Source organism: Shinella sp. 1A1 (assembly GCF_055379515.1).
In genome coordinates, this window is sequence record NZ_AP039672.1 from 161,875 (window position 1) to 186,609 (window position 24,735).

Sequence of the window (24,735 nt, forward strand, 5' to 3'; positions counted from 1 at the left end):
GGGCCCGATGAGCCTGATCGCCGACCGCAACCTGCCGCTGCGCAACTCTCTTTCGTCCCGCCGCAAGCGCGCGGCCGAAAGGTCGCCGACCGCCGTCGGACAGATGCTTTCCACCGTCTCGCTCGGCCTGCCGGCTATGATCGCCTTTGCCCTCCTGTGGGAGATCGCACCACGCGCCGGTTGGATCAATGCGCTGTTCTTCCCGCCGCTGAGCCGGGTTCTCGCCGTGCTGTGGGAGATGGTCGTCTCGGGCCAACTCGTCGACCATATCGGTATCAGCCTGCAGCGGGCAGCAATCGGCTTTGCGCTCGCCGTCGTCATCGCCGTGCCGCTCGGTTTCCTGATGGGGCGTTATCCCGTCTTCGAGAAGGCTTCCGACTTCCTCGTCCAGACCCTGCGCAACACCTCGCAATTCGCGCTGCTACCGGTCTTCATCCTGGTGCTCGGTATCGGCGAGGCCTCGAAGATCGCCATCACCTTCTACGCCGCCGTCTTTTTCCTTTTGATCAACACTATTGTCGGCGTGAAGTCGGTCGACCCGCTCCTGATCAAGGCAGCGCGCTCCATGGGCACCTCCGACTGGGATCTCTTCAAGAAAGTCATCTTCCCCTCGGCCATTCCCTCCATCGTCGCCGGCGCGCGGCTCGGCGTGAAGACCTCGCTCTTCTCGGTCATCGCCGCCGAGATGCTCGCCGCCCAATCGGGCATCGGCTACCTCATCCAGAATTCCTCGCTGATGCTGGAAACGGACCGGATGTATGCCGGCATCCTGACGCTGACCATCGTCGGCCTCGTCCTCAACTACCTGCTCGTCGCCGGCGAACGGCGTGCCACCCACTGGCGCGGCAATGCCGAGAGCGGGCCGAACTGATGCCTTCCCTCCATATCCCATCGATCTCGAAAGGATTCTCGCCATGACATCCGCACCGTTCCGCCGGACCCTCCTGAAACTGGCGCTCGCGCTTTCCTTCCTGCCGGTTGGCGGCTTTGCTTCCGCTGTCGCGAGCGAGGCCAAGCCCAAGGTTGTCCGTATCGGCTCCACCGCGCCGGGCCACCTGAAGTTCATCCTCTACCGCAACAGAAAGCTGCTGGAGAACGAGTTCGCCAAGGATGGTATCAAGATCGAGCTGATCACCTTCGACGGTGGCTCGGCGGCCACCGTCGCGCTCGGCTCGGGTGCCATCGACTTTACCTATATCGGCAACAACCCCTCGCTGCGCCTTGCCGCAACGGGCGCGGACGTCAAGCTGATCGGCCTTTCCAGCTGGAATCGCTCGAACGAGACGCAGATCGTCGTCAAGCCGGATTCGCCGATCCGGACGATTGAGGAGCTGAAGGGCAAGAAGGTCGCCTATCTCTCCGGCACCGTGCGCCACTCGACCTTCGCCAAAGCGCTGAAGGCTGCTGGGCTTTCCTTGAAGGATGTCGAGAGCCTGAATCTTGGCATCGAAAGCTCCGGCCCGGCGCTCGTCCGCGGCGACGTCGATGCCGTCGTGGAAAGTACCGGCCCGGTCCAGACGCTGGTCGAGAAGGGCGCGGCACGGGTGATCTTCGATGCCGGCGTGTCGGGCAACCCCGATTGGGCAGTGCCGCACCTCATCAGTGTCAACGGCGATTTCGCCCGCAAGTATCCCGATATCGTGACGCGGCTCCTCGCCGTCGACATCGCCGCCGCCCGCTGGGCCGACGCCAATCCACAGGAGACCATCGCGATCTTCGTCAAGGAGACCGGCAGTAGCGACAAGGCGGTGCGCGCCACCTATCCGAACGGCAAGTTCTTCCAGGCCCCCGAGATCACCGCGGATGCGGTGCGTGCACTCCAAGGTGAGGAAGCCTTCATGGCGGATGCCGGCCTATTGAAGGGCAAGGTCGATTACACGACGTGGATCGACCGCTCCTTCTACGACGCGGCCCTCAAGCAGGTTGCCGCCAGCAACTGATCCCCGTAGTCTCGGGCGTCGGCTTCGCGCCGGCGCCCCCAAGTCCCGTTCCGCGATGTCGTCCATTTCCTCCTCGCCGCTTCCGCTTCACCGCACCCGCATCGTCCCGGCCGTCGTGGCCGTGGCCTTTTTCATGCAGATGCTCGACAGCACGATCATCGCGACTTCGCTGCCGGCGATGGCGAAGGCCTTCGCGACGGATGTCGTGACGCTTAACATCGGCTTCACCGCCTATCTGCTCGCCATGGCCGTCTTCATTCCGCCGGCCGGCTGGCTCGCTGATCGCTTTGGCGCGCGCACGGTCTTTCTTGCCGCCATCGGGCTCTTCACGCTCGCCTCCGTCGCTTGCGGCCTTGCCGGCTCGCTGACCGAATTCACTGCCGCGCGTCTCTTTCAGGGCGCATCCGCGGCGCTGATGACGCCGGTCGGCCGCCAGCTCGTACTGCGCGACGCGCCGAAGGCTGAGCTGGTGCGAGCGATCGCTACGATTACCTGGCCGGCGCTGATCGCGCCCGTCATCGGCCCGCTGATCGGCGCCTGGATCACCACCCATGCTGGCTGGCAATGGAACTTCTTCATCAACCTGCCACTCGGCCTTCTCGGTGTCGTGCTCGTCGCCTTCTTCGTGCCGTCTGCACCGGCCGAGGGCGACCGGCCATTCGACCTTGCCGGATTCGTGCTGACCGGGGCAGGGCTGGCACTGACGCTGGCCGGCCTCGAATTCTCCAGTTCCTCGGCCGGCGGCACCGCCGCGCTCGCCCTTCTGGCGGCGGGCCTCGTCACCGGCGCCTTCGCCGTCCGTCATCTCCGGCGCGTGCCGCATGCCCTGCTCGACCTGGCGGTGCTGAAGGTGCCGACCTTCGCCTTTGCCACGCTCTCGTCCGGTACCGCCGGGCGCCTCGCCGTCAATGCCACGCCCTTCCTGCTGCCCTTGCTGTTCCAGGTCGGCCTCGGCTTCGATGCGGTGGAGACGGGCTCGCTGATCCTCGTCTACTTTCTCGGCAACCTCCTGATGAAGAGTGTGACGACGCCGGCGCTGCGCCTCTTCGGCTTCCGCAGCCTGCTGGTCGTCAACGGCGTCGTCGCGGCGCTGACCATTGGCATCTTCGCCTTCATCGACGGCGAGACGCCGCGGCTTCTCTTCTTCGCGCTGCTGATCACCTGCGGCCTTTCCCGCTCCATGCAGTTCACAGCGCTGACGACCATCGCCTTCGCCGACGTGACAGCCGGGCAGAGGAGCGCGGCGACGACCATCTCCGCCATGCTCCAGCAGCTCTCCCAGCTCCTCGGCATCGCCGTCGCAGCCGCCGTCATCCGCATAGTGTCGGTCTTCGTGCCCGCCGGCCCGGGGGCGATGCTGACGGGTATCCGCGCCGCCTTCCTCGTCGTCGCGTCCATCGGCCTTGCCTCCGCCCTCCGCTTCCTCGCCCTGCCGTCCGGCGCCGGCGCGGAAGTTTCGGGGCACCGGCGCGGAGGATGATTTCAGCCCTTGGGGGCGATCGAGGAATGCACTCGTGGCGACGATCACGGTGGTTGCCACGCGCGGCTGGGGCATCGGGGTTGGATACTTCTCGCACAGCGCCATACGGCGGATGATGTTTAAAAGCCCCATGTGGATCACTTCGTTGCTCCGTCGCTCACCGTGTTGAGGGAAGTTTCACATGGCTCAATTCTCGTCGGAATTTATGCGTGTAGCCGGCTCAGTTCTGTGGGGAAACCAATAGCTCCCGGTCGTTTGCGCGCGGGCAAGTTGGTGCTTTCGCTAGTAGATTGCGTGTGAGCAAATCACGATGCCGGGATGGTTGTTTCGGACCCTTTCAAGACCGTGAGTGACCTGCCGCGCCGCTATGGCCTCCGGTAGCAGCAGTTGTACGAGGATTGCTGAAATGCGCTTCGCAATCGATATTAATGTTGCTTGATAAACCTCCAAGGCTCGCAGTGAGACGGAGCGTTGAAACTGCCCAATTTGCAACCTGCATCCGAGGCATGATCGCAGTTGGAAGTGTGTGGCTGCGAAGAGGTCGCATAGGATCTGTGCGGATATCCTACCATCGGGTGTGGCAACATTTCCTCCCTTGAAGACAAATAATACTGGTCTCAAGGCGGCTTTGGTCGGATCAACCAAGTTGAACAGGCCTTGGGTGGATTCTGCTAATTAATCAAGCTCACGACTAAGCTACGAGAACAGAGCGTGCGGGGCTATTGGTTCAAACCTTAATTGCCCCGTCTGGAGAGTGAAAACGAGGAGCGTACGATAGTCAGATACTGACAGATGGGGTGTCACCATCGAAGTGTGATGCGTAGCGGTGATAACCGTCACGTCGGCGCCCGCGCCTTCGGCGGCAAGAATGCCGGCGGGGGCGTCCTCGAAGACGAGGCATTGCGCCGGGTCGACCCCGAGCCGTTTCGCGCCGAGCAGGTAGCAAGCCGGGTTGGGCTTACCGTTCGCTACATCCTCGCCGCTGATTATGACATCCGGAAACGGAATGCCGGCAGCGGCCATGCGCCTGCGCGCAAGCTCGATCGGCGCAGAGGTGACGATCGCCCAGCGATCGCGCGGCAGAGCGTTTAGGAAATCGATCGCGCCGGGTACCGGTCTTATGCCTTCGACATCCTTCAGTTCTTCGTCCTGTATCGCAATCGCTTCCCGGAGCGGATCAACACCCGGCAGCACAAGCGGCGTGATGACGTCGATCGCCCGCACACCGTGGATTGTTGGGATGAATACGGCGGGGTCGAAGCCGTGACGCGTGCACCAGCGGCCCCAGACGCGCTCCACCACCGCGGTCGAATCGAGAAGCGTGCCGTCCATGTCGAACAGGAAGGCATCGTAGGTGCGCCCGGCGCGGGATAAGGTCTCCATCACCGGTCAGTTGCCGTAGATTTCGAGAAGTGCCGCATAGACGGCGTCGTTGCCGGCGATGACACGATTGCCCTTGTTCAGCCCGTCATCGGCAAGAAAGTCGTTGGTCTTCAGACCAGCAGCTCGAATGACGGCGATGGCGCCGAGGCAATCGTAGGAGTTGATATGCGGCTCGATATAGCCAAGAAGGCGCCCGCTTGCGACGTAGCACAGGGTCAGCGCGCCGGAGCCTTCGCGGTAAAACATGCCGCCGGCATGGAGCAGGCGGCCGAACATCGGCAGGAATTCATCGGGTTTCACGCGCGGCGAATAGCCGACGCCACAGATGCCTTCATGCACCGAGCGGCCGGGATGGCGCTCGACGGGCTTGCCGTTCAGCGTGGCCGGGAAATCGATGCCGCCGGCAAACAGCTCGTTGCGAGCCGGCGCATAGACCATACCGAATTTCAGTTCGTTGTCCTGCACGAAGGCGATCGACACACACCAACTGGAAAGGCCTGAAATGAACGGCTGTGTACCGTCGATCGGATCGACAACCCAGATGCCCTGACCCGGCGCATAGGTGGAGATACCGGTTTCCTCGCCGAAGAAAGCATCCTCGGGGAAACTGGCCGCCAGCCGTTCCTTGATGAGAAGCTCGGTGTTCAGGTCAGCCTCGCTGGCCATGTCCTGGGCACCCTTGCTCTTGATCGTCAGGCTGTCGCGCCGGCGGAAGTAGTCATGGGCGAGGTCGCCGGCATCGCGGATCAGCGTCAGCGCAAAGTCATAGCGCTGCGCGAGCATGGAATTGATCATCGGAACTGTCCTTTCAATCGCGCCAGAGCCAGGCCGCGCCGCGCACACCGCTGGAATCACCGTGCAGCGCCCGCTTGATGGGGGTGTGGAACACCGTTGAGAACGTTCGCTTGGCGAGCGCCGGCGGTAAATCGTCATAAAGTTCATCGACATTCGACATGCCGCCGCCCATGACCAGCACGTCCGGATCGAGCGTGTTGACGACCGTCGCCAGACCACGCGCGACGCGGTCGACATAACGGTCCCAGAGCAGGCCGCAAAGCCGGTTACCAGCCCGCTTCTTCTCGATGATCGCGCGCGCCTTCAATTCCTCGCCGGTGTGGCGGGTATATTCCGCCTCGAAGGCGCGGCCGGATACCCAGGTCTCCATGCAGCCATGGCGGCCGCAATAACACGGACGCCCGGAAATCTCCGTGACGTCGGGAAAGGGCAGGGGATTGTGGCCCCATTCGCCGCCGCTGTTGTTGGGGCCGTGATGCGCCTTTCCGCCGATCGCGATGCCCGCCCCTGCGCCCGAGCCGAGGATTACCGCGAAGACGACGTTGTGGTCCGCCCCCGCGCCGTCTACCGCTTCCGACGCGGCAAAGCAGTCGGCATCGTTTTCGATACGCAGCTCGCGCTGGATAATGTCGTTAAGATTCTTCTCCACCGGCCGGCCGAGCAGCCAGGTGGAACTCGCGCCCTTGCCGAGACGGCTGACGGGTTCGAGCGAGCCGGGAATGCCGATGCCGACCGAGCCGCTGCGCCCCGTCTGTGTTTCCAGCCCGTCGATCATCTCCTTAATCATGCGGATACAGCCGAAATAATCATGACGCGGCGTATCCTGGCGCAGGCGCAAAAGCTCGCGTCCATCCGGCTCCATGGCCACGCCCTCGATCTTTGTTCCACCCCAGTCGATACCGATAAGCACGCAAATCCTCCCGACACCCGAGAAACGGGCGCCCCATTCATTGTCTGTCGATGTTCTTGCCCGCAAGGCGCTCCCGCGCCGTACGGTTAGCTGAAAAGCAGATCCCGATGCCGCGCATATTCGGCCAGGAGCGGCAGGCTGGCCGCCCCCAGCACGCGGGCATCGCTGCCGATTTTCCCCTCCACGATCTCTACCGGCGCTACGCCTTGCACGTCCATGGCGGCGAGTTTTTGGCGCGTGCGCGCCACCACCTTCGCTCGCACGGCCGGCGGAAAGCCGCCATCGATCACCACATTGTGGAAGTCGATGACGGAGATGGCGCTGCCGATCGCCAGCGCGAGACTGTCGGTTGCCTGCTCTACCCAGCGGTCGACGACATCGCCGAGCGCGCTCCAGTCCTTGTTGTTGTGCCAGATGAGGCTCGGATCGCCGCCGCTGTCGCGGATCATCCGCTCCAGGAGGTAGATGGAGGCGCACTGGATCAGCCGTTTCGGTGGCTTGCCCGTCTCAGGCATGGACACCGGCGCCGATCCGATCGCGCCGGCATAACCGCGACGGCCGGGATAGAGGCTGCCGTCGAGCACCACGCCGCCGCCGACCAGCGTGGCGAAGAAGACATAGAGGAAATCCGGATATTTGCCGCCTTCGCCGAAGGCGAGTTCGGCCGCGCAGGCCGCCGTGGCGTCGTTGTAAAAATGGACCGGCCAGTCGCAGAGCTGCGCGACCTCGGCCTTGAGATCGAAGTTGCGCCAAGCATCGACCACATCATGCGGCGCGCCGACTTCCTCTTCCCAGCTCCACATTTCCGACGGCGCGGCGATGCCCACGCCACGCACTCGGCTGAACTGGATGCGCGTCATGTTGTCGGTGATCGTCTCGAGGCTCGTCTGGAAGAATTGCTTCAGCAGCGCCGGCGTCGGATAGGCGAAGGTCGTGCGGATCATCTGACGTGGTGTCCCGACCATGTCCATCAGCGCGAGATCGGCGGAGCGTCGGCCGATCTTGAAGCCGAGAGAGAAGGCGCCTTCCGGATTGAGAGCCATCGGAATGGAAGGCTGGCCCACCTTGCCGCGCTGCGGCTCGCCGCGCACCAGAAGGCCGTCCATTTCGAGCTGCTTCATGATGACGGAACTGGCCTGCGCGGAAAGCCCTGTCATACGTGATATCTCGCCCTTCGACAGCGGACCATGCGTGCGAACGAGCGAAAGCACGAGCCGTTCGTTATAGAGCTTTACTCCGGTCTGGTTCGTGCCCCGGCTGGTATCCAGCCGCTCGCCGACTGCCTTGTCCGTGCTCAACATCTTCCCTGCACCTCCCGTCATGCGCACTGCGCCGACGTGAATTTATATCGCTTTGCCCCGCACACCAACTGGCTGCGCGTCACTCCTCCGATGTGGGCGAAATATGAGGGGTAAAGGCCATATCGTCAATAATAAATCATGCGGAAGTTGTTATTATGCATATCGATTGGCTTTGCCGTGTAAGGATCGGCAGGGAAACTTCGGGTGTGTATCGCTAAATATATGGGCGTATTCAGTAAGATAATGGATTTTTCTGAAATCGCTTCGGCTGATTTTGCACTCGCTTCTGCACTATCGCAATTAATTTAATAAATCATACCGCATTAAATATTGACAAGATTGGTCATCGATGCTTGCATTCTCGTCGCCGGGCGAAAGGGCAGTCCTTTGCCGGCGGGGCGCTAGGGAGAGCGCCTGTCCGCACAACATTCGCGGGGGAGAGGCCCTGCTTCATGGGAGGATGAAATGCACTCGACTTTTGCTCGCGCCGCCTTTGGCGCTCTTCTGGCGTCAGCCGCCTTTGCTGCGCCGGCCCAAGCCCAGGAAAAGATCACCGCCTGTTTGGTTACGAAGACCGAGATCAACCCGTTCTTCGTCAAGATGAAGGAGGGCGCCAGCGCCAAGGCAAAAGAGCTCGGCATCGAGCTTCTGACCTTCGCCGGCAAGCAGGACGGCGATGCCGATACGCAGATCGCCGCCATCGAATCCTGCATCGCCAGCGGAGCGAAGGGTATTCTCCTGACGCCAAACGATTCCAGCGCGCTCGTGCCAATCATCACCAAGGCACGCGAGGCTGGCCTGCTCACCATCGCGCTCGACACACCGCTCGATCCGGCGAATGCGGCTGATGCCACCTTCGCGACGGACAATTTCAAGGCCGGCGAACTTGTCGGAAAATGGGCGGCTGGCAAGCTCGGCGATGCCGCGAAGGATGCGAAAATCGCACTGCTGAACCTCAATGCGCAGGAAATCACTGTCGACTACATGCGCAACCAGGGCTTCCTTTCCGGTTTCGGCATCGACATCAAGAACCCGACCGATATCGGCGATGAGGATGATCCGCGCATCATCGGTAATGCCGTGACCAACGCCAACGAGGAGGGCGGCCGGACGGGCATGGAAAGCCTGCTGCAGATCGATCCAGAGATCAACCTCGTCTACACGATCAACGAGCCGACGGCTGCCGGCGCCTATGAGGCGATCAAGGCCGCAGGCCGCGAGAAGGACGTGATGATTGTCTCCATCGACGGCGGTTGCCCAGGTGTACAGAATATCAAGGAAGGCGTGATTGGCGCCACCTCCATGCAGTTCCCGCTGCTGATGGCCTCCATGGGTATCGAGGCGATCAAGGCCTTTGCCGACAGCGGCAAGAAGCCGGAGCCCACGCCCGGCCTCGACTTCTTCAACACCGGTGTCGAACTGATCACCGATCAGCCTGTCGATGGCCTGCCGTCGATCACTGCCGACGAAGGCCTGAAGAAGTGCTGGGGCTGATGCGGCGCTAGCACCCGCAAGTCTCTGACGACCTTTCGCCTGCCACTCCCGGGGCAAGCCGCGGGGTGGGCGGTCCGCCGCCCGCCCCATTCCCGGCTCACATAGGGATAGGATCCATGACGAACAATCTCGACGCGCTGGCCGACAAGGCCGAAGGCGCCGATGCAGCGGCAGAGCCCGCGGGCGGCTTTGCGCAATTCGATACCGACGCGATCGGTCTGATGCAGAAGCTCCAGCGCTTCCTGCACAGCTATCCCACTTTCGTGCCGCTTATCGTGCTGGCGGTGTCGTTGATCGGTTTCGGTCTTTTTGCCGGCAGCAAATTCTTCACGCCTTACAACATGTCGCTGATCGTCCAGCAGGTCTCGATCATCGGCATTCTCGCCGTCGCCCAGAGCCTGGTCATCCTCACGGCCGGCATCGATCTCTCGGTGGCCGCCATCATGGTGCTGAGCTCGGTCGTGGCTGGTAATTTGGCCGTCAGGCTCGGCTGGCCGCCCATCCCATCGCTCCTTATCTCGTTTCTCGTCGGTACCGGCATCGGCCTAATGAACGGTTTTCTCGTCACCCGAGTGAAGCTGCCGCCGTTTATCGCCACGCTCGGCACCTGGAACGTCTTCTATGCGCTCAATCTCTATCTGTCGGGCGCGCAGTCGATCCGAGGCAGCGAAATCGACCAGACAGCGCCCATACTGAAATTCTTCGGCGAGAACCTGTCGGTCTTCGGAACGAAGATCAGCTATGGCTCGCTCCTGTTCGTCGCCGTCTTCCTCGTGCTCTGGTACGCGCTGACGCGCACCGCCTGGGGCCGACATATCTATGCTGTCGGCGATGACAAGGAGGCGGCGGAACTCGCCGGCATCCGCACCGATCGCGTGCTCATCTCCGTCTACGCGGTCGCCGGCTTCATCTGTGCCCTTGCCGGCTGGTCCGCCATCGGTCGTGTCGGCGCGGTGTCGCCCACCAGCTTCTTCGAGGGCAATCTTCAGTCGATCACCGCAGTCGTGATCGGGGGCATCTCGCTGTTCGGCGGGCGTGGCTCGATCCTTGGACCACTGGTCGGTGCGCTCATCGTCGGCGTCTTCCAATCGGGTCTGCGCATCGCTGGCGTCGATGTCCTCTGGCAGCTCTTCGCCATCGGCTGGCTGATCATCATCGCCGTCGCCGTCGACCAGTGGATCAGAAAGGTTTCCGCATGAAAACCGAAGTCACCCCTGTTCTCAGCGCCCGCGGCCTGATGAAACGCTACGGCCGCGTGGTTGCGATCGACAATGGCGAATTCGACCTGATGCCCGGCGAGATCCTCGCCGTCATCGGCGACAACGGCGCAGGCAAGTCGAGCCTCATCAAGGCGCTGTCAGGTGCCATCCGCCCCGATAGCGGCGAAATCCGTCTCGATGGCGTACCGATCTCGTTCTCCTCGCCCATCGAAGCGCGCAAGGCCGGCATTGAGACGGTCTACCAGACACTCGCGCTTTCACCCGCCCTGTCTATCAGCGACAACATGTTTCTCGGACGGGAAATCTACAGTCCGAACCTTTTCGGCAAGCTGTTCCATCAACTCGACCGGCAGACGATGAACGACATCGCCCGTGCGAAGCTCTCGGAACTCGGTCTCTTGACGATCCAGAACATCCAGCAGCCGGTGGAGACGCTGTCGGGCGGTCAGCGGCAGGGTGTTGCCGTCGCGCGCGCCGCCGCCTTCGGCAGCAAGGTCATCATCATGGACGAGCCGACAGCCGCGCTCGGCGTAAAAGAATCGCGCAAGGTGCTCGATCTCATCCTCAAGGTGCGGGCTCGCGGCGTGCCGATCGTACTCATCAGCCACAACATGCCGCATGTTTTCGAGGTCGCCGACCGCATCCACATCCATCGTCTCGGCCGGCGCGCGGCAGTCATTTCGCCGAAGGACTATTCCATGTCCGATGCTGTCGCGATCATGACCGGTGCCATGGCGCCGACGGTGGCCTGATCTTTGAATCCTCCATCGTGTGCGATCTGGTAAGACAGCCGAAGGATATCCGCGCCATGAAATTCGCCTTCAACACCTTTCCCTACAGCAGTTTCCCGACCTTACTGCCCACCTACACGCTGGACGAGGCGATCCGCTCCATCGCCGAGGCAGGCTATGATGCCGTCGAGATCGGTTGCTGCGCGCCCCATGCCTGGCCGCAGCACCTGGCAAAGGACCGCCGGAAGGAAATCCGCGCGATTGCCGACGCTGAGGGGCTGGATATCTCCGCTCTCCTCCCCGCCATCGGCGGCGGCTTCGGCTGCAATCCTTGCTCCTCGTTGAGGGCGGAGCGCCAGGCGACGGTGTCACACTATATTGACATCATCGATCTGGCCTCCGATCTCGGCGCCGGCATGGTCCTCTACATCGGCGGCTGGCGGGCGCAGGGCATGTCGCCGGAAACCGGCTGGGACTACAGCACCGAGTGCCTGCGCCAGATCGCCATCCACGCGCAGGACAGGGGCATTACCATTGTCATCGAGCCGACCACGTCCGATACCAACCTCATCGACACGCCGGCCGATGCGCGCCGCATGATGGAGGCGGTCCAGACATCGAATGTGAAGCTGATGTTTGACACGTTCCACATGGATTTCGAAGGCGGGAGCTTCGCGGCCTATGTTGCGGAGATGGGCGCTGACCTCGTCAACATCCACGTGGCGGACACCCAGCGAAAGGCCATCGGCGAGGGTACGACGGATTGGCTGCTCTGCATGGAGGCACTCGTGACGGCGAATTACACCGGCCATGTTACCGTCGAGACTGGTTTCGGTCACCGCAGTGCAGAGCCCGGTGAGGTGGCACGAGAAAGCTTGAGGCACTTGCGCCTAAGTAAATTTTCCTGTCTCTCCGAGCGGCGGATGTTCCCTTGATGGAGCTATTGTATTCGTTTCAACGCTTTAGCTGTGGTGAGGCTTCTCGGTCGGAGGCCCGATTGGCTCACTTCGCCAATCGGAACAAATAAAGAGCGTAAGAGCGTATCGGCTTAAACGACGGCCGAAAACCCTGAAGAAGCAACAATTCTGCCGTGGCGAGCCATGCCATCGATTCCGTGCTTGCCGAGCTTCGCGAGCGCATGGTCCGCTTGAAGGTGCGGTCGTGCGCCCCACCTCCTCGCTGCCCTTCGCGGTTCCCGATATCGATCGGGCCTTACCGGGAGGAGGGCTGGCCTTCGGGGCGTTGCATGAGGTTGCCGGCGGGGAGGCGGCACGGTCGACGGAGCGGCTGCGGCGCTGGTTTGCCGCCCAAACGAAAGGAAAGTCTTGTGGCGCATGTCGCGCCCCGACCTGTTCTTCCCGGCGATCACTTAGGCCGGTTTGCACCGATTACGGTTTTTGGTGTGAAAGCGACCGGGAGGGAGAGGTGCCGTCTGCTACGGAGGAGGGGCTATCTTTCGGCGAGCTCCTCCGCCTGTCGATGACCGCCTCGCGCCGCCTTAGTTTGCAGCTGAAAAACCAGCTACATGGTGATCGTGCTGTGGCGCTGGCGGCAGCAGAGAAGAATGCCGCGACGCATCTTGAAATCTCGCTTGATAAATGCGCTTCGTGCCACCGACAACTTCCGCCCGGCAGCAATGATCTACGCAAGACATAGAACGCCACCTCGAGAAGATGCGGGGCGGGCGGCTCTCATGCGGGTGGCAATAGCCACAGGATTGGATCGTGGACCCGATTAACGCATCGGAATCGCACCACCGGATCGGTACGGGGACGTCAAAGCTTGAAGAAGCTGGCCATCAGTTCGAGCTGCTGTTCCAGCATCGGCTTGCCGAGATGGATGCGGCAGCCCGCGTCGCGGGCGGCGGCCAGCAGGGGGGTGATCTCCGGCTCCATGACGACCTCGGCGACGACCATTCCGGGCGCAAGGCCCGCTCCGTCGAGCGGTAGCGGATCGCCGGGCTTCATACCGAGGGAAGTGCCGTTAATCACGATGTCATGGCCCGCCGGGTCGGCCGTGCCGACGCTGACGGAGACGTCGGGCGCATGGCCGCGAATTCGGTCGCAGAGATCCTGCGCCTTGGCCGACGTGCGGTTCGCCAGCGTCAGGTGGGAAACGCCCGCCTCGATCATGGCGAAGGCGATGGCGCTCGCCGCCCCGCCGGCGCCGACGAGATAGACCCGCCTGCCTTTAACGGAGATACCCTCGGACGCAAGCCCAGCGACGAAGCCCGCCCCGTCCAGCATGTCGCCGACGAGCCGGCCGTCATCCTCGCGACGGATGACGTTGACCGCGCCCATCATCCGGGCGCGCGGGGTGATCTCGTCGCAGATATCCGCCATCGCGCCTTTGTGCGGCACCGTAACGATGCCGCCGTCGAAGCTCTTCAGCGTGCGTAGCGAGGTGGCGAAGGCCGCGAGGTGCTCCGGCGCGACCTGGAACGGCACCATGACCGCATCCCGCTCGCGCCGGATAGCGATGGCATTGATGCCGGGCGGCGCCTTCACATGGCCGATCGGATCGGCAAGGATGCCGAGGACGCGGGTCTTGCCGGTGATGGCGGTGAGGTCGCGGCCCGGCATCTCTTACTTGCCCCAGGTGAGCGCGAGCGGGTTCACTTCGCGCGCCAGCTCCAGCAGCCCTTCGCGCATAGCCGGATGGACCGGCTCCAGTGGATGGCGCACGGCATCCGAGCCGATCACGCCGCCCTCTGCCATGACGATCTTGGCGGCACGAAGACCGCACTGGCGGTTCTCGTAGTTGATAAGCGGCAGGATGCGCTGGTACGCGGCGGCGGCGAGATCGCGCCGGCCGGCAACGTGATGCTCAATCACCGGTCGGATGAGATCGGGCAGCAGCGCGCTCGACATAACGCCCGTCGCACCAGCATCGAGGTCGGCCATCAGCGTGATCGCCTCCTCACCGTCGAACGGCCCCTCGATCACCGCGCCGCCGGCGGCGATCAGTGCGCGCAGCTTGGCAGCGGTGCCTGGCACCTCGATCTTGAAATAGCGCACCAGTGGCAGTTCGCGCGCCAGCCGCACAAGGAAGGGCACGGACAGGTGTACGCCGCTGAGCGGTGCATCCTGCACCATGATCGGAATGCCGGCGGCGTCCTGCACGCGGGCGAAATGATCGAAGATCGCCTGCTCGTCGATGCGCAGCGCGCCCGCGCCATGATAGGGCGGCATCATCATCAGGAGGCTCGCGCCATGCTTTCGCGCGTGGGCGCCACGCTCGGCGGCGATGCGCGTGGAAAAGTGGCTGCACGTCATCATGACCGGCACGCGGCCGGCGACATGGGCAAGACTGTCCTCGGTGAGGATGCGGCGCTCCTCGTCGGTCAGGAGGAACTGTTCGGAATAGTTGGCAAGCAGGCAGATGCCGTCCACGCCCTGGTCGATCATGCAATCGAGCACGCGGCGCTGACCCTCCAGGTCGATATCGCCATTGTCATGGAAGGGCGTCGGTGCAACGGGGAACAATCCGCGATAGGGCATAGCGTCGGCGGTCATGGTCTATCCTGTACTGAAAACTGTCATGGGAGGACCGGCGCGGGTTTTTCCCGCGCCGGCAAATGGCTTATTCTTCCGGAATGGTCTTTGGCAGCGACTGGTGGAAATACTTCTCGTAGATCGCGTTCAGCTTGCCGTTTTCGAGGTTTTTGGCAACCCATTCGTCGACCCAGGCCTTCAGCTCGTCGTCGCCCTTGCGCAGGCCGACGGCCATCGGATAGGCGGCCATGTCGAGCTTGACTTCCAGGTTGAGTGCCGGGTTCTGCTCGGCCACCTCGTTCGCCGTCGAAAGCGCGGCGGCGAGAATGTTCTGCTGGCCGGTCGCGACCGCGGTGTTCGTGGTCGCCTCGTCCTCGTAGCGCACGATATTGGCGTCGACGCCATTGTCCTTGACGATGCGGGTCAGCTCGATGTCAGCGGTAGTGCCGCGCGCCACGGCGAGCGACTTGCCGGCCAGATCGGCCGGCGCCTTGATGGCCGTGTCCTTGGAGGCCGAGACGACGACCGGAATGACGCCGTAGGGCTTGGAATAATCAATGACTTTCTTGCGCTCAGCGGTGATCGAGAACGAGGCGATCACCATGTCTACCTTGCGGCTGATCAGCGAGGGCACCCGGTTGGCACCGGAAACCGGGACGATCTCCAGCGGGACGCCCATGTCTTCGGCGAGCAGCTTGGCCGTCTCGACGTCCGAGCCGGTTTCCTTCGCCTCTGAATCCAGCATGCCGTAGGGCGGGTGGCTGACGTCGATGGCGACGATCACTTTGCCGCGTTCCTTGATGGCGGCGGGCACATCGGCCGCGCCGGCGGCGGTGACGCCGAAGGCAAGGCCGATCACGAGGCTTGCGGCCGTTGCGGCCAGTTTGAGTTTCAACATGGTTTCTCCTCCTTGGGTTGAATGGTTCAAAGCCCGTTGCCGACAAACTGCCGAAGTTCGGCCGTTTGCGGATCGAGCAGCATGTCACCAGGTCCGGCTTCCCAGACACGGCCCTGATGCATGAAGACCACCTGGTCGGCGACCGAGCGCGCGAAGGCCATCTCGTGTGTCACCAGCATCATCGTCATGCCGTTCGAGGCGAGGCGCTCGATGGCCTTCAGCACCTCGCCGGTCAGTTCGGGGTCGAGTGCCGAGGTGACCTCATCGAAGAGCATCAGGCGCGGATGCATGGCGAGCGAGCGGGCGATGGCCACGCGCTGTTGCTGGCCGCCGGAAAGCTCCTCGGGGTAGGACGAGATCTTGTCGGACAAGCCGACCTGCGCCAGCACCTCCTTGGCAAGCTCCCGCGCCTCGGCCGGGGCGATGCCCTTGACCTTGCGCGGGGCGAGCGTGACGTTCTGCTCGACCGTCAGATGCGGGAAGAGGTTGTAGCTCTGGAAGACGATGCCGACGTCTTGGCGCAGTGTGCGCAGGTCGACCTTCGCCGCGGCGAGGTCATGGCCGCAAACCTGCAGCTCGCCGGCCTGGAAGCGTTCTAGTCCGTTGACGCAGCGCAGCGCCGTGCTCTTGCCGGAACCGGAGCGTCCGATCAGCGCGACGACCTGGCCGGGCGCCACTTCGAGATCGATGCCCTTCAGCACTTCGATCTGGCCATAGCTCTTGCGCAGGTTATGGAAACGAACCATCGGTTGGGTTACGCCTGACATAATGGATTGTCCTTCGTGTGATTGAGCCGATGATGGAGTCTGGGCCCGGCGGTTCAATTGCGGTGAAGCTTTCGTTCGAAGCGGCGCGCGATGACCGACATCGGGAAGCAGATGGCGAAGTAGATCAGCGCGGCGATGGTGAAGACGGTGAAGGGCTTGAAGGTCGAGTTATTGATGACCTTGGCCGAATAGGTGAGGTCGAAGAAGTTGATGACGACCGCGTAGGACGTGTTCTTGACGATCTGCACCAGGAAGCCGACCGTCGGCGGGATAGCGATGCGCAAGGCCTGTGGCAGGATGACATAGATGAAGCGCTGCGGCTTGGTCAGCGCCAGACATTCGGCCGCCTCCCACTGGGTCTTCGGCACGGCCTGGATGCAGCCCTTCCAGATCTCGCCGAGATAAGCGCCGGAATAGAGCGTCATGGCAAGGCCGGCGGCCGCCAGCGCGGGCACCTCGAAGCCACCGATACTGATGCCGAAATAGACGACGAACATGATAACCGGCAGCGGCACGCCCTGGATGAATTGGACGAGGCCCGAGGAGACGATGCGCAGCCACCTGGCTTTGGCCGAGCGGGCGAGCGCCAGCGGCAGGCCGAGGATCGTGCCGCCGACGAAGCCGAGCAGCGACAGGACGATGGTCCAGCCCGCGCCTTGGAAGATATAGGCGATCTGTTGGATGGTGAGTCCCAGCATGGTTCTACCTCAGAGGGGCGTGCGTAGCCGGCGGCGGCGGGGGAAGGAAACTTCCGCGATGCCCATCAGGACCACGCGCAGCAGCGAGGCGAGGCCGAGATAGAAGACGGCGATGACGAGGTAAACCTCAAACCCGCGGAAGGTGAAGGACTGAATCATGTAGGCGACGCCCGTCAGTTCCTCAGCGGAAATCTGCGACATGATGGAAGTGGCCAGCATCATCAGCACGAACTGGCTGACGAGGGCGGGATAGACCCGCTCCACCGCCTGCGGCACCTCGACATAGACGAGAGACTGGAACGGGCTCAGCGAAAGACAGGATGCCGCCTCGAGCTGACCGCGCGGAATGGTCTGGAAGCCAGCGCGCATGATCTCGGCGGTATAGGCCCCGACATTGATGACGAGCGCGATCACCGCTGCGGCGAAGGGGCCGACATGGACCTGTAGCGAGGCAAGGCCGAAGAATAGCCAGAACACCTGAATGATCAGCGGCGTGTTGCGGATGGCCTCGACATAGACCGTGGCGATGCGCTGCGCCCACGGCCCGCCGCGAAGGCGCGCGACGGCGACGAGGGTGCCGAGAAGAAAGCCCGGCAGGATCGAGGCGACCGTCATGCCGATGGTCAGCCAGACCCCATTGATGAGGTCCGGCAGGTAATCGTTCAGGAACGAGAAATCGAATTCATACATGGCGGCACGCGATTCCGGACTTCACGACGGAAGGCAGTGCAGCCCCCGCATTTCGAGCGGGCATCGGGCGACATCGCAAGATCGCAACAGGCATCTGTCTGGGCCTCCTCCCCATGCCAATTTTCCCTCGACTGGCAGTTGACTTTCCGGCCTCTACCATGAATGATCTATGCACGCAATATTCATTTTAGGATTTCTCTCATGACGACGGATACGATCTCCCCGGTGATCAGGCTCAACCCGGCCGATAATGTGGGCGTGGCGCGTACGGCGATACCCAGCGGCACGGCGATTGCCGAGGGTGGGGAAATCGTCATCGCGCATACGGACATCCCGAGCGGCCACAAGGTCGCGCTACGCACCATCGCGCCGGGTGAAGCCGTCCTGAAATACGGCCAGATCATTGGCGTTTCGACCGGAACCATCGCGCCGGGCGACCATGTGCATCTGCACAACCTCGCTATGCAGGAAAGCCACGCGACCCATCATTTCGCCGAGGACGCCCGCGAAACGCCTCTTCTTCCTGAAGGCGAGCGTCGCGGCTTTGAAGGCTATGTGCGGCCCGATGGGCAGGTCGGTACACGCAATTTCATCGGCATTGTCACCTCTGTGAACTGTTCTGCCACGGTGGCGCGTGCCATCGCCGACCATTTCAATCGCGGCGGCGGGCTCGACGGCTACGACAACGTGGACGGGGTGGTCGCGCTGACGCACGGCACGGGCTGTGCCATCAACATGAAGACGGAGGGCTACCTCTATCTCCAGCGCGTGCTTTCCGGCTATGCGCGCAACCCCAATTTCGCCGGCATCCTCTTCATCGGCCTCGGCTGCGAAACGAACCAGATTGACCCGATCGTCCAGAAATTCGGGCTGACGGAAGGCCCGCTCCTTCGCACCATGACGATCCAGAACCTCGGCGGCACGCGCAAGACCATCGAGGTGGCGAGCGACATCATCCGCGAGATGTTACCGGAAGTGAACGCCGCCAGGCGCACGACCGTGCCGCTCACCGGCCTCAAGGTCGCGCTGCAGTGCGGCGGCTCAGATGGCTATTCCGGCATTTCCGCCAACCCGGCGCTCGGCTATGCGGCTGACCTCATCGTCCAGCACGGCGGCACTGCCGTCCTCAGTGAGACACCGGAAATCTATGGCGCCGAACATCTTCTGACGCGCCGGGCCGTCAGCGCCGAAGTGGCGCAGAAGCTGATGGACCGCATCGAGTGGTGGCGCCACTATACCGAGCGTAACGGTGCCGAGCTCAACAACAATCCCTCCCATGGCAACAAGCTTGGCGGGCTGACAACCATTCTCGAGAAATCGCTGGGCGCGGTCGCCAAGGGCGGTTCGATGCCGCTGGAGGCGGTCTACGAATATGGCGAGATCATCGACCGCACCGGCTTCGTCTTCATGGACACGCCCGGCTACGACCCCGTCGCCGTAACGGGACAGGTGGCGGGCGGCTGCAACGTCATCGTCTTCACCACCGGCCGTGGCTCGGTCTCCGGCTTCAAGCCCGCCCCTTGCATCAAGGTCGCCACCAATACCGAGATGTACGAGCACATGAGTGACGACATGGACATCAACTGCGGTGACATCGTCAACGGAACGGATAGCATCGAGGCGGCCGGCCGACGTATCTTCGAGAAGATTCTGGCTGTCGCTTCGGGCGAGCACACGCTAAGCGAGGATTTCGGATTCGGAGACAACGAGTTTGTGCCATGGCAGATCGGAGCCGTAACCTGACAGCATCCGCGACCGAGCCCGCCGCTCCGGCGGGCTCGACCACCTATGCGACGATCGCGGCGCAGATCCGCAAAAGCATCGAGGCCCGCGCCCTGTCGGAAGGGACGGTGCTGTTGGAAGGGCCGCTTGCTGCAATGTTCGGTTCCAGCCGCTCGCCGGTCAAGCGTGCGCTCGCCTCGCTGGAAGAGGAGGGCCTCGTCAGTCGCTTCGACGGGCGCGGGCTCCTCGTCGGCAAGGGCGAGGCGCCGCGCAGGCTGAAGATTACTCCGAAGATGTTGATGCTCGACGACGAGGATGGTTTGAACGCCAAAATCTTCGCCTGGCAGCCCTTCTACTACGAATTCGAGCGCGAGATCATTCTGCGCTCGGTCTTCGGCAGGGCGCGCGTCAACGAACTGGCGCTGGCACGCCACCTCGATGTCGGCCGCACTGTCGCCCACGATCTTCTGACCCATGCCCGTGAGGTTGGCATCCTGCAGAAGGACGACGGGTCGCGCTGGTGGATCGTGCCGCTCGACGAGGTGCGTTTCGAGAATCTCTACCAGTTGCGAATCCTTCTCGAACCGGTCGCCCTCACCGGCGCGATGGAGCACATACCCCCTGCCAAGCTCGACGCGGTCGAAGTGCGGCTTCACCGTGTGCAGCGCGAATTTCCCGCCGTTCCCGGCGCCGACTTCGACCGACTGGAGGCCGATCTCCACATCGACTGCATCAGCTATAGCCCCAATCCCGAGATTGTCGAAGCCTTGAAGCGCAGCCGCTGTATCCTGGTGGCGGGCAAGCATATCCAACTCGCACTCGAGAACGGCAACGGCGTCGATCCCTTCATGGAAGAGCATCTGGAGATCGTACAGGCCTTGCGTGACAAGGATGGGGAGGTCCTTCGCAGCCGCCTCATCCGCCATCTTGCGCTCTCGGCGGAAAAAGCCGCCCTCCGGCTTCAGTCCTTCCGCAGTTCCCAGGTCATGGCCGATTTGCCTTACGTCTTCGACTAGAGACCGCGCCGCCGGGATATGGACGTTGAGCTCGTCAGCGACCGGTTGCAGGCGTCGGAATGAAGAGGAAGGGCACGAAGCCGATGTCGTTCATGATCATCCCGACTGCAAGCCGGGTGAACCTCTATGATAGGGTGGAGGTGATCCCGCTCGACAAGATCACCGGTTTCTTCGACCGGCACCTTGCCGCACAGTGGACATGGCGAAGGGCTTCGGCACGTCGGAAAAGATCATCGGTAACGGGCTGGGACCCGGGTGGCGAGGCGCCCATGGCCCATGCCTTGTAGCGCCGCGCCCGACGAAGGGGTGAGAACCGTTTTCGACAGGAAGCAGACGACGAGGAGCCGCGCGTCGGCGCCACCGGCCCCCGAACCCGCTTAGCGGACCGTCACCGTCACGCAGCCGGACAGGGTTTGCCCCCTCACCTTGGGCGTCGTGTTGCGGGTGGAGAACCGGTCTTTGCCCTTGAAGCCGGCCCTGGGAGTGTCATCGGCGAGGGGTCACTCACCGCCGCCACGCCCGGCGGAAGTGAGACCGAGCGGTGACCCGCTTTGGGGAACTCACGCTATGGCCGGCTCGCCGTGCGATTTCGGCCAATGACACATCCCGGCGCAATACTGCAGCGTGAATCCCGGAATTCAGCTTTGCTCCTTCGCCTTGTGCTATCGAGGGCGGTTTCCTATGGTGGCCGCGTTCGAGGCGACAAACGATCGGGAGGATCGCAGGTGCCGACTGAAGCCGCGCGTGCATCGCGCGACACGTCCGCCGATCCGGAATTCGGCCCCTGGCTGGCGCAAGCCTCCATTCTCATCGTCGATGACGAACCGGGGATGCGCAACTTCCTCATGCGCACGCTCGGTCCGCGCTGCAAGCGGCTGGAGCTGGCGGCCGATACGAACGAGGCTTCGCAGAAGCTTGATCAGCATCATTTCGACATCGTCATCCTCGACAACATCATGCCCAGGAAGAACGGGGTAGAATGGCTTGCCGAGCAGCGGGCGATCGGCTTCTTCGCCGATGCCATTCTGATGACCGCCTATGCCGATCTCGAAACCGCGATCCAGGCGCTGCGTGCCGGAGCCGTCGATTTCATCCTCAAGCCCTTTCGATCGAACCAACTGCTCAATGCGGTTGCCCGCTGTCTTGATCGGATCCGGCTGCAGCGCGAGAACTACGTGCTGCGCTACGAGCTGAAGGCGGCGTCCGACCACATGCTGCTGCGCGACCGGCTGATCGGCGAATCCGCCGCGATCGCCGGGGTGCGCGAAACGATTGCCCGCGTTGCACCGCTGCCGACCTCCGTGCTGCTGACAGGCCAGTCCGGCACGGGCAAGGAGGTGGCGGCTCGTTCGCTGCACGCATTGTCCGATCGGGCGGGCAAACCCTTCGTTCCGGTCAATTGCGGCGCGATCCCCGCGGATATGATCGAAAGCGAGCTGTTCGGTCACCTGAAGGGCGCCTTCACGGGTGCCGACCGAGGGCGGGAGGGCCTATTTCAGCATGCGCAGGGCGGTACGCTGTTCCTCGACGAGATCAGCGAGATGCCGCCCGCCACGCAAGCCAAACTGCTGCGCGTGCTGGAGGATCGCAGGGTGCGGCCGGTCGGTTCCGAACGTGAGGTTCCGGTCGATCTGCGCTTCGTCTTCGCCACCAATGCGGAACTGGAGAAGGAGGTGCAGGCTGGTCGTTTTCGCGCCGATCTCTTCTTCCGCATCAACGTTATGCATATTCATCTGCCGCCTTTGAAGGAACGGGATGGCGACGCGGTGGAGCTTGCGACCCTCTTCATGAAGAAGCTTTCCGCGCAGCTCGCCATGCCGGTAGTGCCAATCGACAATGCGGCGCGGCGGGTGCTTGCATCCTATGCCTGGCCAGGCAATGTGCGCGAACTGCGCAACCTCGTCGAGCGGGCCTTAATCCTCGGCCGCTTTCCCGAAAGCTTCGGATATGGAGCTGCTGCCGCTGGCGAGGGCGGGTCGCTGGCGGACGTGGAGCGCCGGCACATCCTTGCGGTTCTCGCTGCCTGTAACGGCCAGCGCGAAGAGGCGGCGCGCCAGCTTGGCGTCTCCCGCAAGACCATCGACCGGAAGCTGGCTGCCTGGGATGGCTGACCGCGGGCACGGGATTCGCGCGGTGCGCTCCGTGCGCTACAGGTTGCTCGCCATCGCGCTGCTACCCATGCTGGTTATCCTGCCGCTGCTGCTTGGCGTCACCGTCTATCGCTGGAACGAGAAGTTCGATGCAGCGCTGATCTCCAAGGTCAATGGTGACCTCACCATCGCACACCAGTACCTTGCCCATATTCTCGACAATACCGGCGAGCACATCACTGCGCTCGGCGGTTCGGTGCGTTTCCGGGATGTCGTCGGTGACAAATCCCGGCTGACGGCTCTTCTCGATGAGGCGACGTCGCGGCTGGATCTCGATTTTCTCTATCTGATCGATCCGGAGGGACGGCTCGTCACATCCGTGACGGCGCAGACCGCCAGCGTCCTTCGCACCGACTGGCCCGTCATCCGCGATGCGCTCTCGGGCAAGCCGTCGACGGGCATCGCCATTTTCGACAATACCGATCTCGAAAAGCTCTCTCCGGGCCTTGCCGCCCGCGCGCGCCTGCCGCTCGTTCCGACGCCGAATGCGATGCCGACGGAACGGCTGGAGGAGACGCGTGGCATGGTAGTGCAGAGCGCCAGCCCGGTGACCCTCGCCGAGGGACGCAGGGCCGTGCTTGTCGGCGGCATGCTGCTCAACCAGAACCTCAATTTCATCGATACGATCAATGATCTCGTCTATCGCGAGGCGAGTTTGCCGGAGGGCAGCCAGGGAACGGCGACGCTGTTCCTCGATGACGTGCGCATCAGCACCAATGTACGCCTCTTCGAAGGCCGCCGCGCGCTCGGCACGCGTGTTTCCGCGGCGGTGCGTTCGGCCGTGCTCGGCGAGGGGCGTACATGGCTCGACAGCGCCTTCGTCGTCAACGACTGGTATATCTCCGCCTACGAGCCGATCACCGACAGTCGCGGGAAGCGCGTCGGCATGCTCTATGTCGGATTTCTGGAAACGCCTTTCACCGCTGCGAAGCGCCAGACGCTACTCACCATCGTTCTCGCCTTCCTGGCGATTACGGCGGCGAGCGTGCCGATCTTCCTGCGCTGGGCGCGCGGTATCTTCGAGCCGCTCGAGCGGGTCGACGCGACCATCGCCAAGGTCGAGAGCGGGAATCTCGGCGCACGTACCGGCGCAGTCGACAGCCGGGACGAGATCGGCCGGGTTGCCGTGCATCTCGATGATCTGCTCGACCAGTTGGAACGCAGCGACCGGCAATTGAGGCGTTGGAACGAGGAGCTGAACGCCCGCGTCGACGAGCGCACGCGTGAACTCAAGCTTGCCAACCGGCAACTCGAGGCGACCACCAAGCAGCTCATCATGTCGGAAAAGCTTGCCGCCATCGGTGAGATCACGGCTGGCGTGGCGCATGAGATCAACAATCCCATCGCTGTCATGCAGGGCAATCTGGAGGTCATCCGGTCCGTGGTGGGAGAACAGGCCGAGCAGGCGAAGGTGGAGTTCCAGCTTCTCGATGATCAGATCCAGCGCATCAGCTTGATCGTCACCAAACTCCTGCAATTCGCCAAACCGGAGGAATTCGCGGGTTTCGTCGACCGCCATGCACCCGATATGGTGATCGCCGATTGCCTGCCGCTCGTCCAGCATCTGCTCGCCAAGGCGGCAATCGAGGTGCGGCTGGAGAATACGGCGGAGCGGCTGGTGCTGATGAACCGCACGGAGCTGCAGCAGGTCGTCGTCAATCTGGTAGTGAACGCCATTCATGCCATGCCCGACGGCGGCAGGCTCGGTATCGAGACGCGCGACAGCACGCGCCGGGGGCGGCCCGGCGTGGAGATCGTCGTCAGCGACAGCGGCGTTGGCATGGATCCGGAGGTGGCGGCGAGGGTGTTCGATCCATTCTTCACCACCAAGCGGCAGGAGGGCACGGGCCTCGGCCTTTCCATCAGTCAGACGCTGGTGACGCGGCAGGGCGGAGCCATCTCGCTCGCCAGCCGGCCGGGCGAGGGCGCGACCTTCATCGTCTGGCTGCCGGAGGCGGAATGAGCGGACAATTTGTCTGCCGGCCGGACAAATTGTCCGGTTTCTCCGTCGGCGCTTCGCTAAATCCCTGATTTGAAAAGTCATAC

The 24,735-nt window shown here is 63.0% G+C and carries 22 protein-coding genes; 12 read left to right on the forward strand and 10 right to left on the reverse strand.

Annotation, left to right across the window (positions count from 1 at the left end):
• Positions 1-7 precede the first annotated feature (7 nt).
• The 3 genes from ACZ48C_RS17560 to ACZ48C_RS17570 are packed head-to-tail and all read left to right on the forward strand — an operon-like array spanning position 8 to position 3,420.
• Positions 8-871: an ABC transporter permease gene (locus ACZ48C_RS17560; RefSeq protein WP_464783461.1), complete on the forward strand. Its 864-nt coding sequence runs from the start codon at positions 8-10 to the stop codon at positions 869-871.
• A 43-nt stretch (positions 872-914) separates the two neighbouring features.
• Positions 915-1,940 (forward strand): aliphatic sulfonate ABC transporter substrate-binding protein, encoded by a 1,026-nt coding sequence (locus ACZ48C_RS17565; RefSeq protein WP_464783462.1) that lies wholly within the window; start codon positions 915-917, stop codon positions 1,938-1,940.
• 55 nt (positions 1,941-1,995) lie between these two features.
• On the forward strand, positions 1,996-3,420 hold the full coding sequence (locus ACZ48C_RS17570) for an MFS transporter (protein WP_464783463.1): 1,425 nt from the start codon (positions 1,996-1,998) through the stop codon (positions 3,418-3,420).
• A gap of 696 nt (positions 3,421-4,116) precedes the next feature.
• On the opposite strand, the gene ACZ48C_RS17575 is transcribed toward ACZ48C_RS17570, so the two are convergent.
• The 4 genes from ACZ48C_RS17575 to ACZ48C_RS17590 all read right to left on the reverse strand — a co-directional run bounded on the left by ACZ48C_RS17575 (position 4,117) and on the right by ACZ48C_RS17590 (position 7,809).
• Positions 4,117-4,803 carry an HAD family hydrolase gene (locus ACZ48C_RS17575; protein WP_464783464.1) on the reverse strand — a complete coding sequence of 229 codons (687 nt, stop codon included), beginning with the start codon at positions 4,801-4,803 and terminating at the stop codon, positions 4,117-4,119.
• A 6-nt stretch (positions 4,804-4,809) separates the two neighbouring features.
• A complete protein-coding gene (locus ACZ48C_RS17580) occupies positions 4,810-5,598 on the reverse strand; it encodes an inositol monophosphatase family protein (RefSeq protein ID WP_464783465.1) in 789 nt (262 codons plus the stop codon).
• Between the two features lie 13 nt (positions 5,599-5,611).
• Positions 5,612-6,508: an ROK family protein gene (locus ACZ48C_RS17585; protein WP_464783466.1), complete on the reverse strand. Its 897-nt coding sequence runs from the start codon at positions 6,506-6,508 to the stop codon at positions 5,612-5,614.
• Between the two features lie 86 nt (positions 6,509-6,594).
• Positions 6,595-7,809 carry an ROK family transcriptional regulator gene (locus ACZ48C_RS17590; protein ID WP_464783467.1) on the reverse strand — a complete coding sequence of 405 codons (1,215 nt, stop codon included), beginning with the start codon at positions 7,807-7,809 and terminating at the stop codon, positions 6,595-6,597.
• 465 nt (positions 7,810-8,274) lie between these two features.
• Here ACZ48C_RS17590 and ACZ48C_RS17595 point away from each other — a divergent pair, with 465 nt between their 5' ends.
• The 4 genes from ACZ48C_RS17595 to ACZ48C_RS17610 all read left to right on the forward strand — a co-directional run bounded on the left by ACZ48C_RS17595 (position 8,275) and on the right by ACZ48C_RS17610 (position 12,189).
• Positions 8,275-9,303: a substrate-binding domain-containing protein gene (locus tag ACZ48C_RS17595; RefSeq protein ID WP_464783468.1), complete on the forward strand. Its 1,029-nt coding sequence runs from the start codon at positions 8,275-8,277 to the stop codon at positions 9,301-9,303.
• Positions 9,304-9,419: 116 nt separating this feature from the next.
• Positions 9,420-10,502, forward strand: a complete 1,083-nt coding sequence (locus ACZ48C_RS17600; protein ID WP_464783469.1) for an ABC transporter permease — start codon at positions 9,420-9,422, stop codon at positions 10,500-10,502.
• The gene (locus tag ACZ48C_RS17605) at positions 10,499-11,275 is read left to right on the forward strand and encodes an ATP-binding cassette domain-containing protein (protein ID WP_424547914.1); all 777 of its coding nucleotides are present in this window, start codon (positions 10,499-10,501) and stop codon (positions 11,273-11,275) included. Before ACZ48C_RS17600 ends, ACZ48C_RS17605 begins: the two co-directional genes overlap by 4 nt.
• Before the next feature lie 56 nt (positions 11,276-11,331).
• Complete coding sequence (locus ACZ48C_RS17610) at positions 11,332-12,189, forward strand: sugar phosphate isomerase/epimerase family protein (RefSeq protein WP_464783470.1); 858 nt, start codon at positions 11,332-11,334, stop codon at positions 12,187-12,189.
• Positions 12,190-13,029: 840 nt separating this feature from the next.
• Here ACZ48C_RS17610 and ACZ48C_RS17615 read toward each other — a convergent pair.
• The 6 genes from ACZ48C_RS17615 to ACZ48C_RS17640 form a co-directional block, all read right to left on the reverse strand.
• Positions 13,030-13,836 (reverse strand): shikimate dehydrogenase family protein, encoded by an 807-nt coding sequence (locus ACZ48C_RS17615; RefSeq protein ID WP_318913988.1) that lies wholly within the window; start codon positions 13,834-13,836, stop codon positions 13,030-13,032.
• A gap of 3 nt (positions 13,837-13,839) precedes the next feature.
• Positions 13,840-14,769 (reverse strand): dihydrodipicolinate synthase family protein, encoded by a 930-nt coding sequence (locus ACZ48C_RS17620; protein WP_464783471.1) that lies wholly within the window; start codon positions 14,767-14,769, stop codon positions 13,840-13,842.
• Between the two features lie 67 nt (positions 14,770-14,836).
• Positions 14,837-15,646 (reverse strand): transporter substrate-binding domain-containing protein, encoded by an 810-nt coding sequence (locus tag ACZ48C_RS17625; RefSeq protein ID WP_119254818.1) that lies wholly within the window; start codon positions 15,644-15,646, stop codon positions 14,837-14,839.
• 26 nt (positions 15,647-15,672) lie between these two features.
• Positions 15,673-16,392 carry an amino acid ABC transporter ATP-binding protein gene (locus ACZ48C_RS17630; RefSeq protein WP_318913993.1) on the reverse strand — a complete coding sequence of 240 codons (720 nt, stop codon included), beginning with the start codon at positions 16,390-16,392 and terminating at the stop codon, positions 15,673-15,675.
• A gap of 74 nt (positions 16,393-16,466) precedes the next feature.
• Positions 16,467-17,111: an amino acid ABC transporter permease gene (locus ACZ48C_RS17635; RefSeq protein WP_119254820.1), complete on the reverse strand. Its 645-nt coding sequence runs from the start codon at positions 17,109-17,111 to the stop codon at positions 16,467-16,469.
• Between the two features lie 9 nt (positions 17,112-17,120).
• Positions 17,121-17,801 carry an amino acid ABC transporter permease gene (locus ACZ48C_RS17640; protein WP_318913995.1) on the reverse strand — a complete coding sequence of 227 codons (681 nt, stop codon included), beginning with the start codon at positions 17,799-17,801 and terminating at the stop codon, positions 17,121-17,123.
• A gap of 201 nt (positions 17,802-18,002) precedes the next feature.
• Here ACZ48C_RS17640 and ACZ48C_RS17645 point away from each other — a divergent pair, with 201 nt between their 5' ends.
• From ACZ48C_RS17645 to ACZ48C_RS17665, 5 genes are all read left to right on the forward strand, one after another.
• Positions 18,003-19,544, forward strand: coding sequence for a UxaA family hydrolase (locus tag ACZ48C_RS17645; RefSeq protein WP_464783472.1), 1,542 nt, complete (start codon positions 18,003-18,005; stop codon positions 19,542-19,544).
• Positions 19,520-20,539: a GntR family transcriptional regulator gene (locus ACZ48C_RS17650; protein ID WP_464783473.1), complete on the forward strand. Its 1,020-nt coding sequence runs from the start codon at positions 19,520-19,522 to the stop codon at positions 20,537-20,539. Before ACZ48C_RS17645 ends, ACZ48C_RS17650 begins: the two co-directional genes overlap by 25 nt.
• A 59-nt stretch (positions 20,540-20,598) precedes the next feature.
• Positions 20,599-20,826, forward strand: coding sequence for a hypothetical protein (locus ACZ48C_RS17655; protein ID WP_464783474.1), 228 nt, complete (start codon positions 20,599-20,601; stop codon positions 20,824-20,826).
• 309 nt (positions 20,827-21,135) lie between these two features.
• Positions 21,136-22,650 (forward strand): sigma-54-dependent transcriptional regulator, encoded by a 1,515-nt coding sequence (locus ACZ48C_RS17660; protein WP_464783475.1) that lies wholly within the window; start codon positions 21,136-21,138, stop codon positions 22,648-22,650.
• Positions 22,643-24,652: a sensor histidine kinase gene (locus tag ACZ48C_RS17665; RefSeq protein WP_464783476.1), complete on the forward strand. Its 2,010-nt coding sequence runs from the start codon at positions 22,643-22,645 to the stop codon at positions 24,650-24,652. The genes ACZ48C_RS17660 and ACZ48C_RS17665 overlap by 8 nt, the downstream gene beginning before the upstream one ends.
• Positions 24,653-24,735 lie beyond the last annotated feature (83 nt).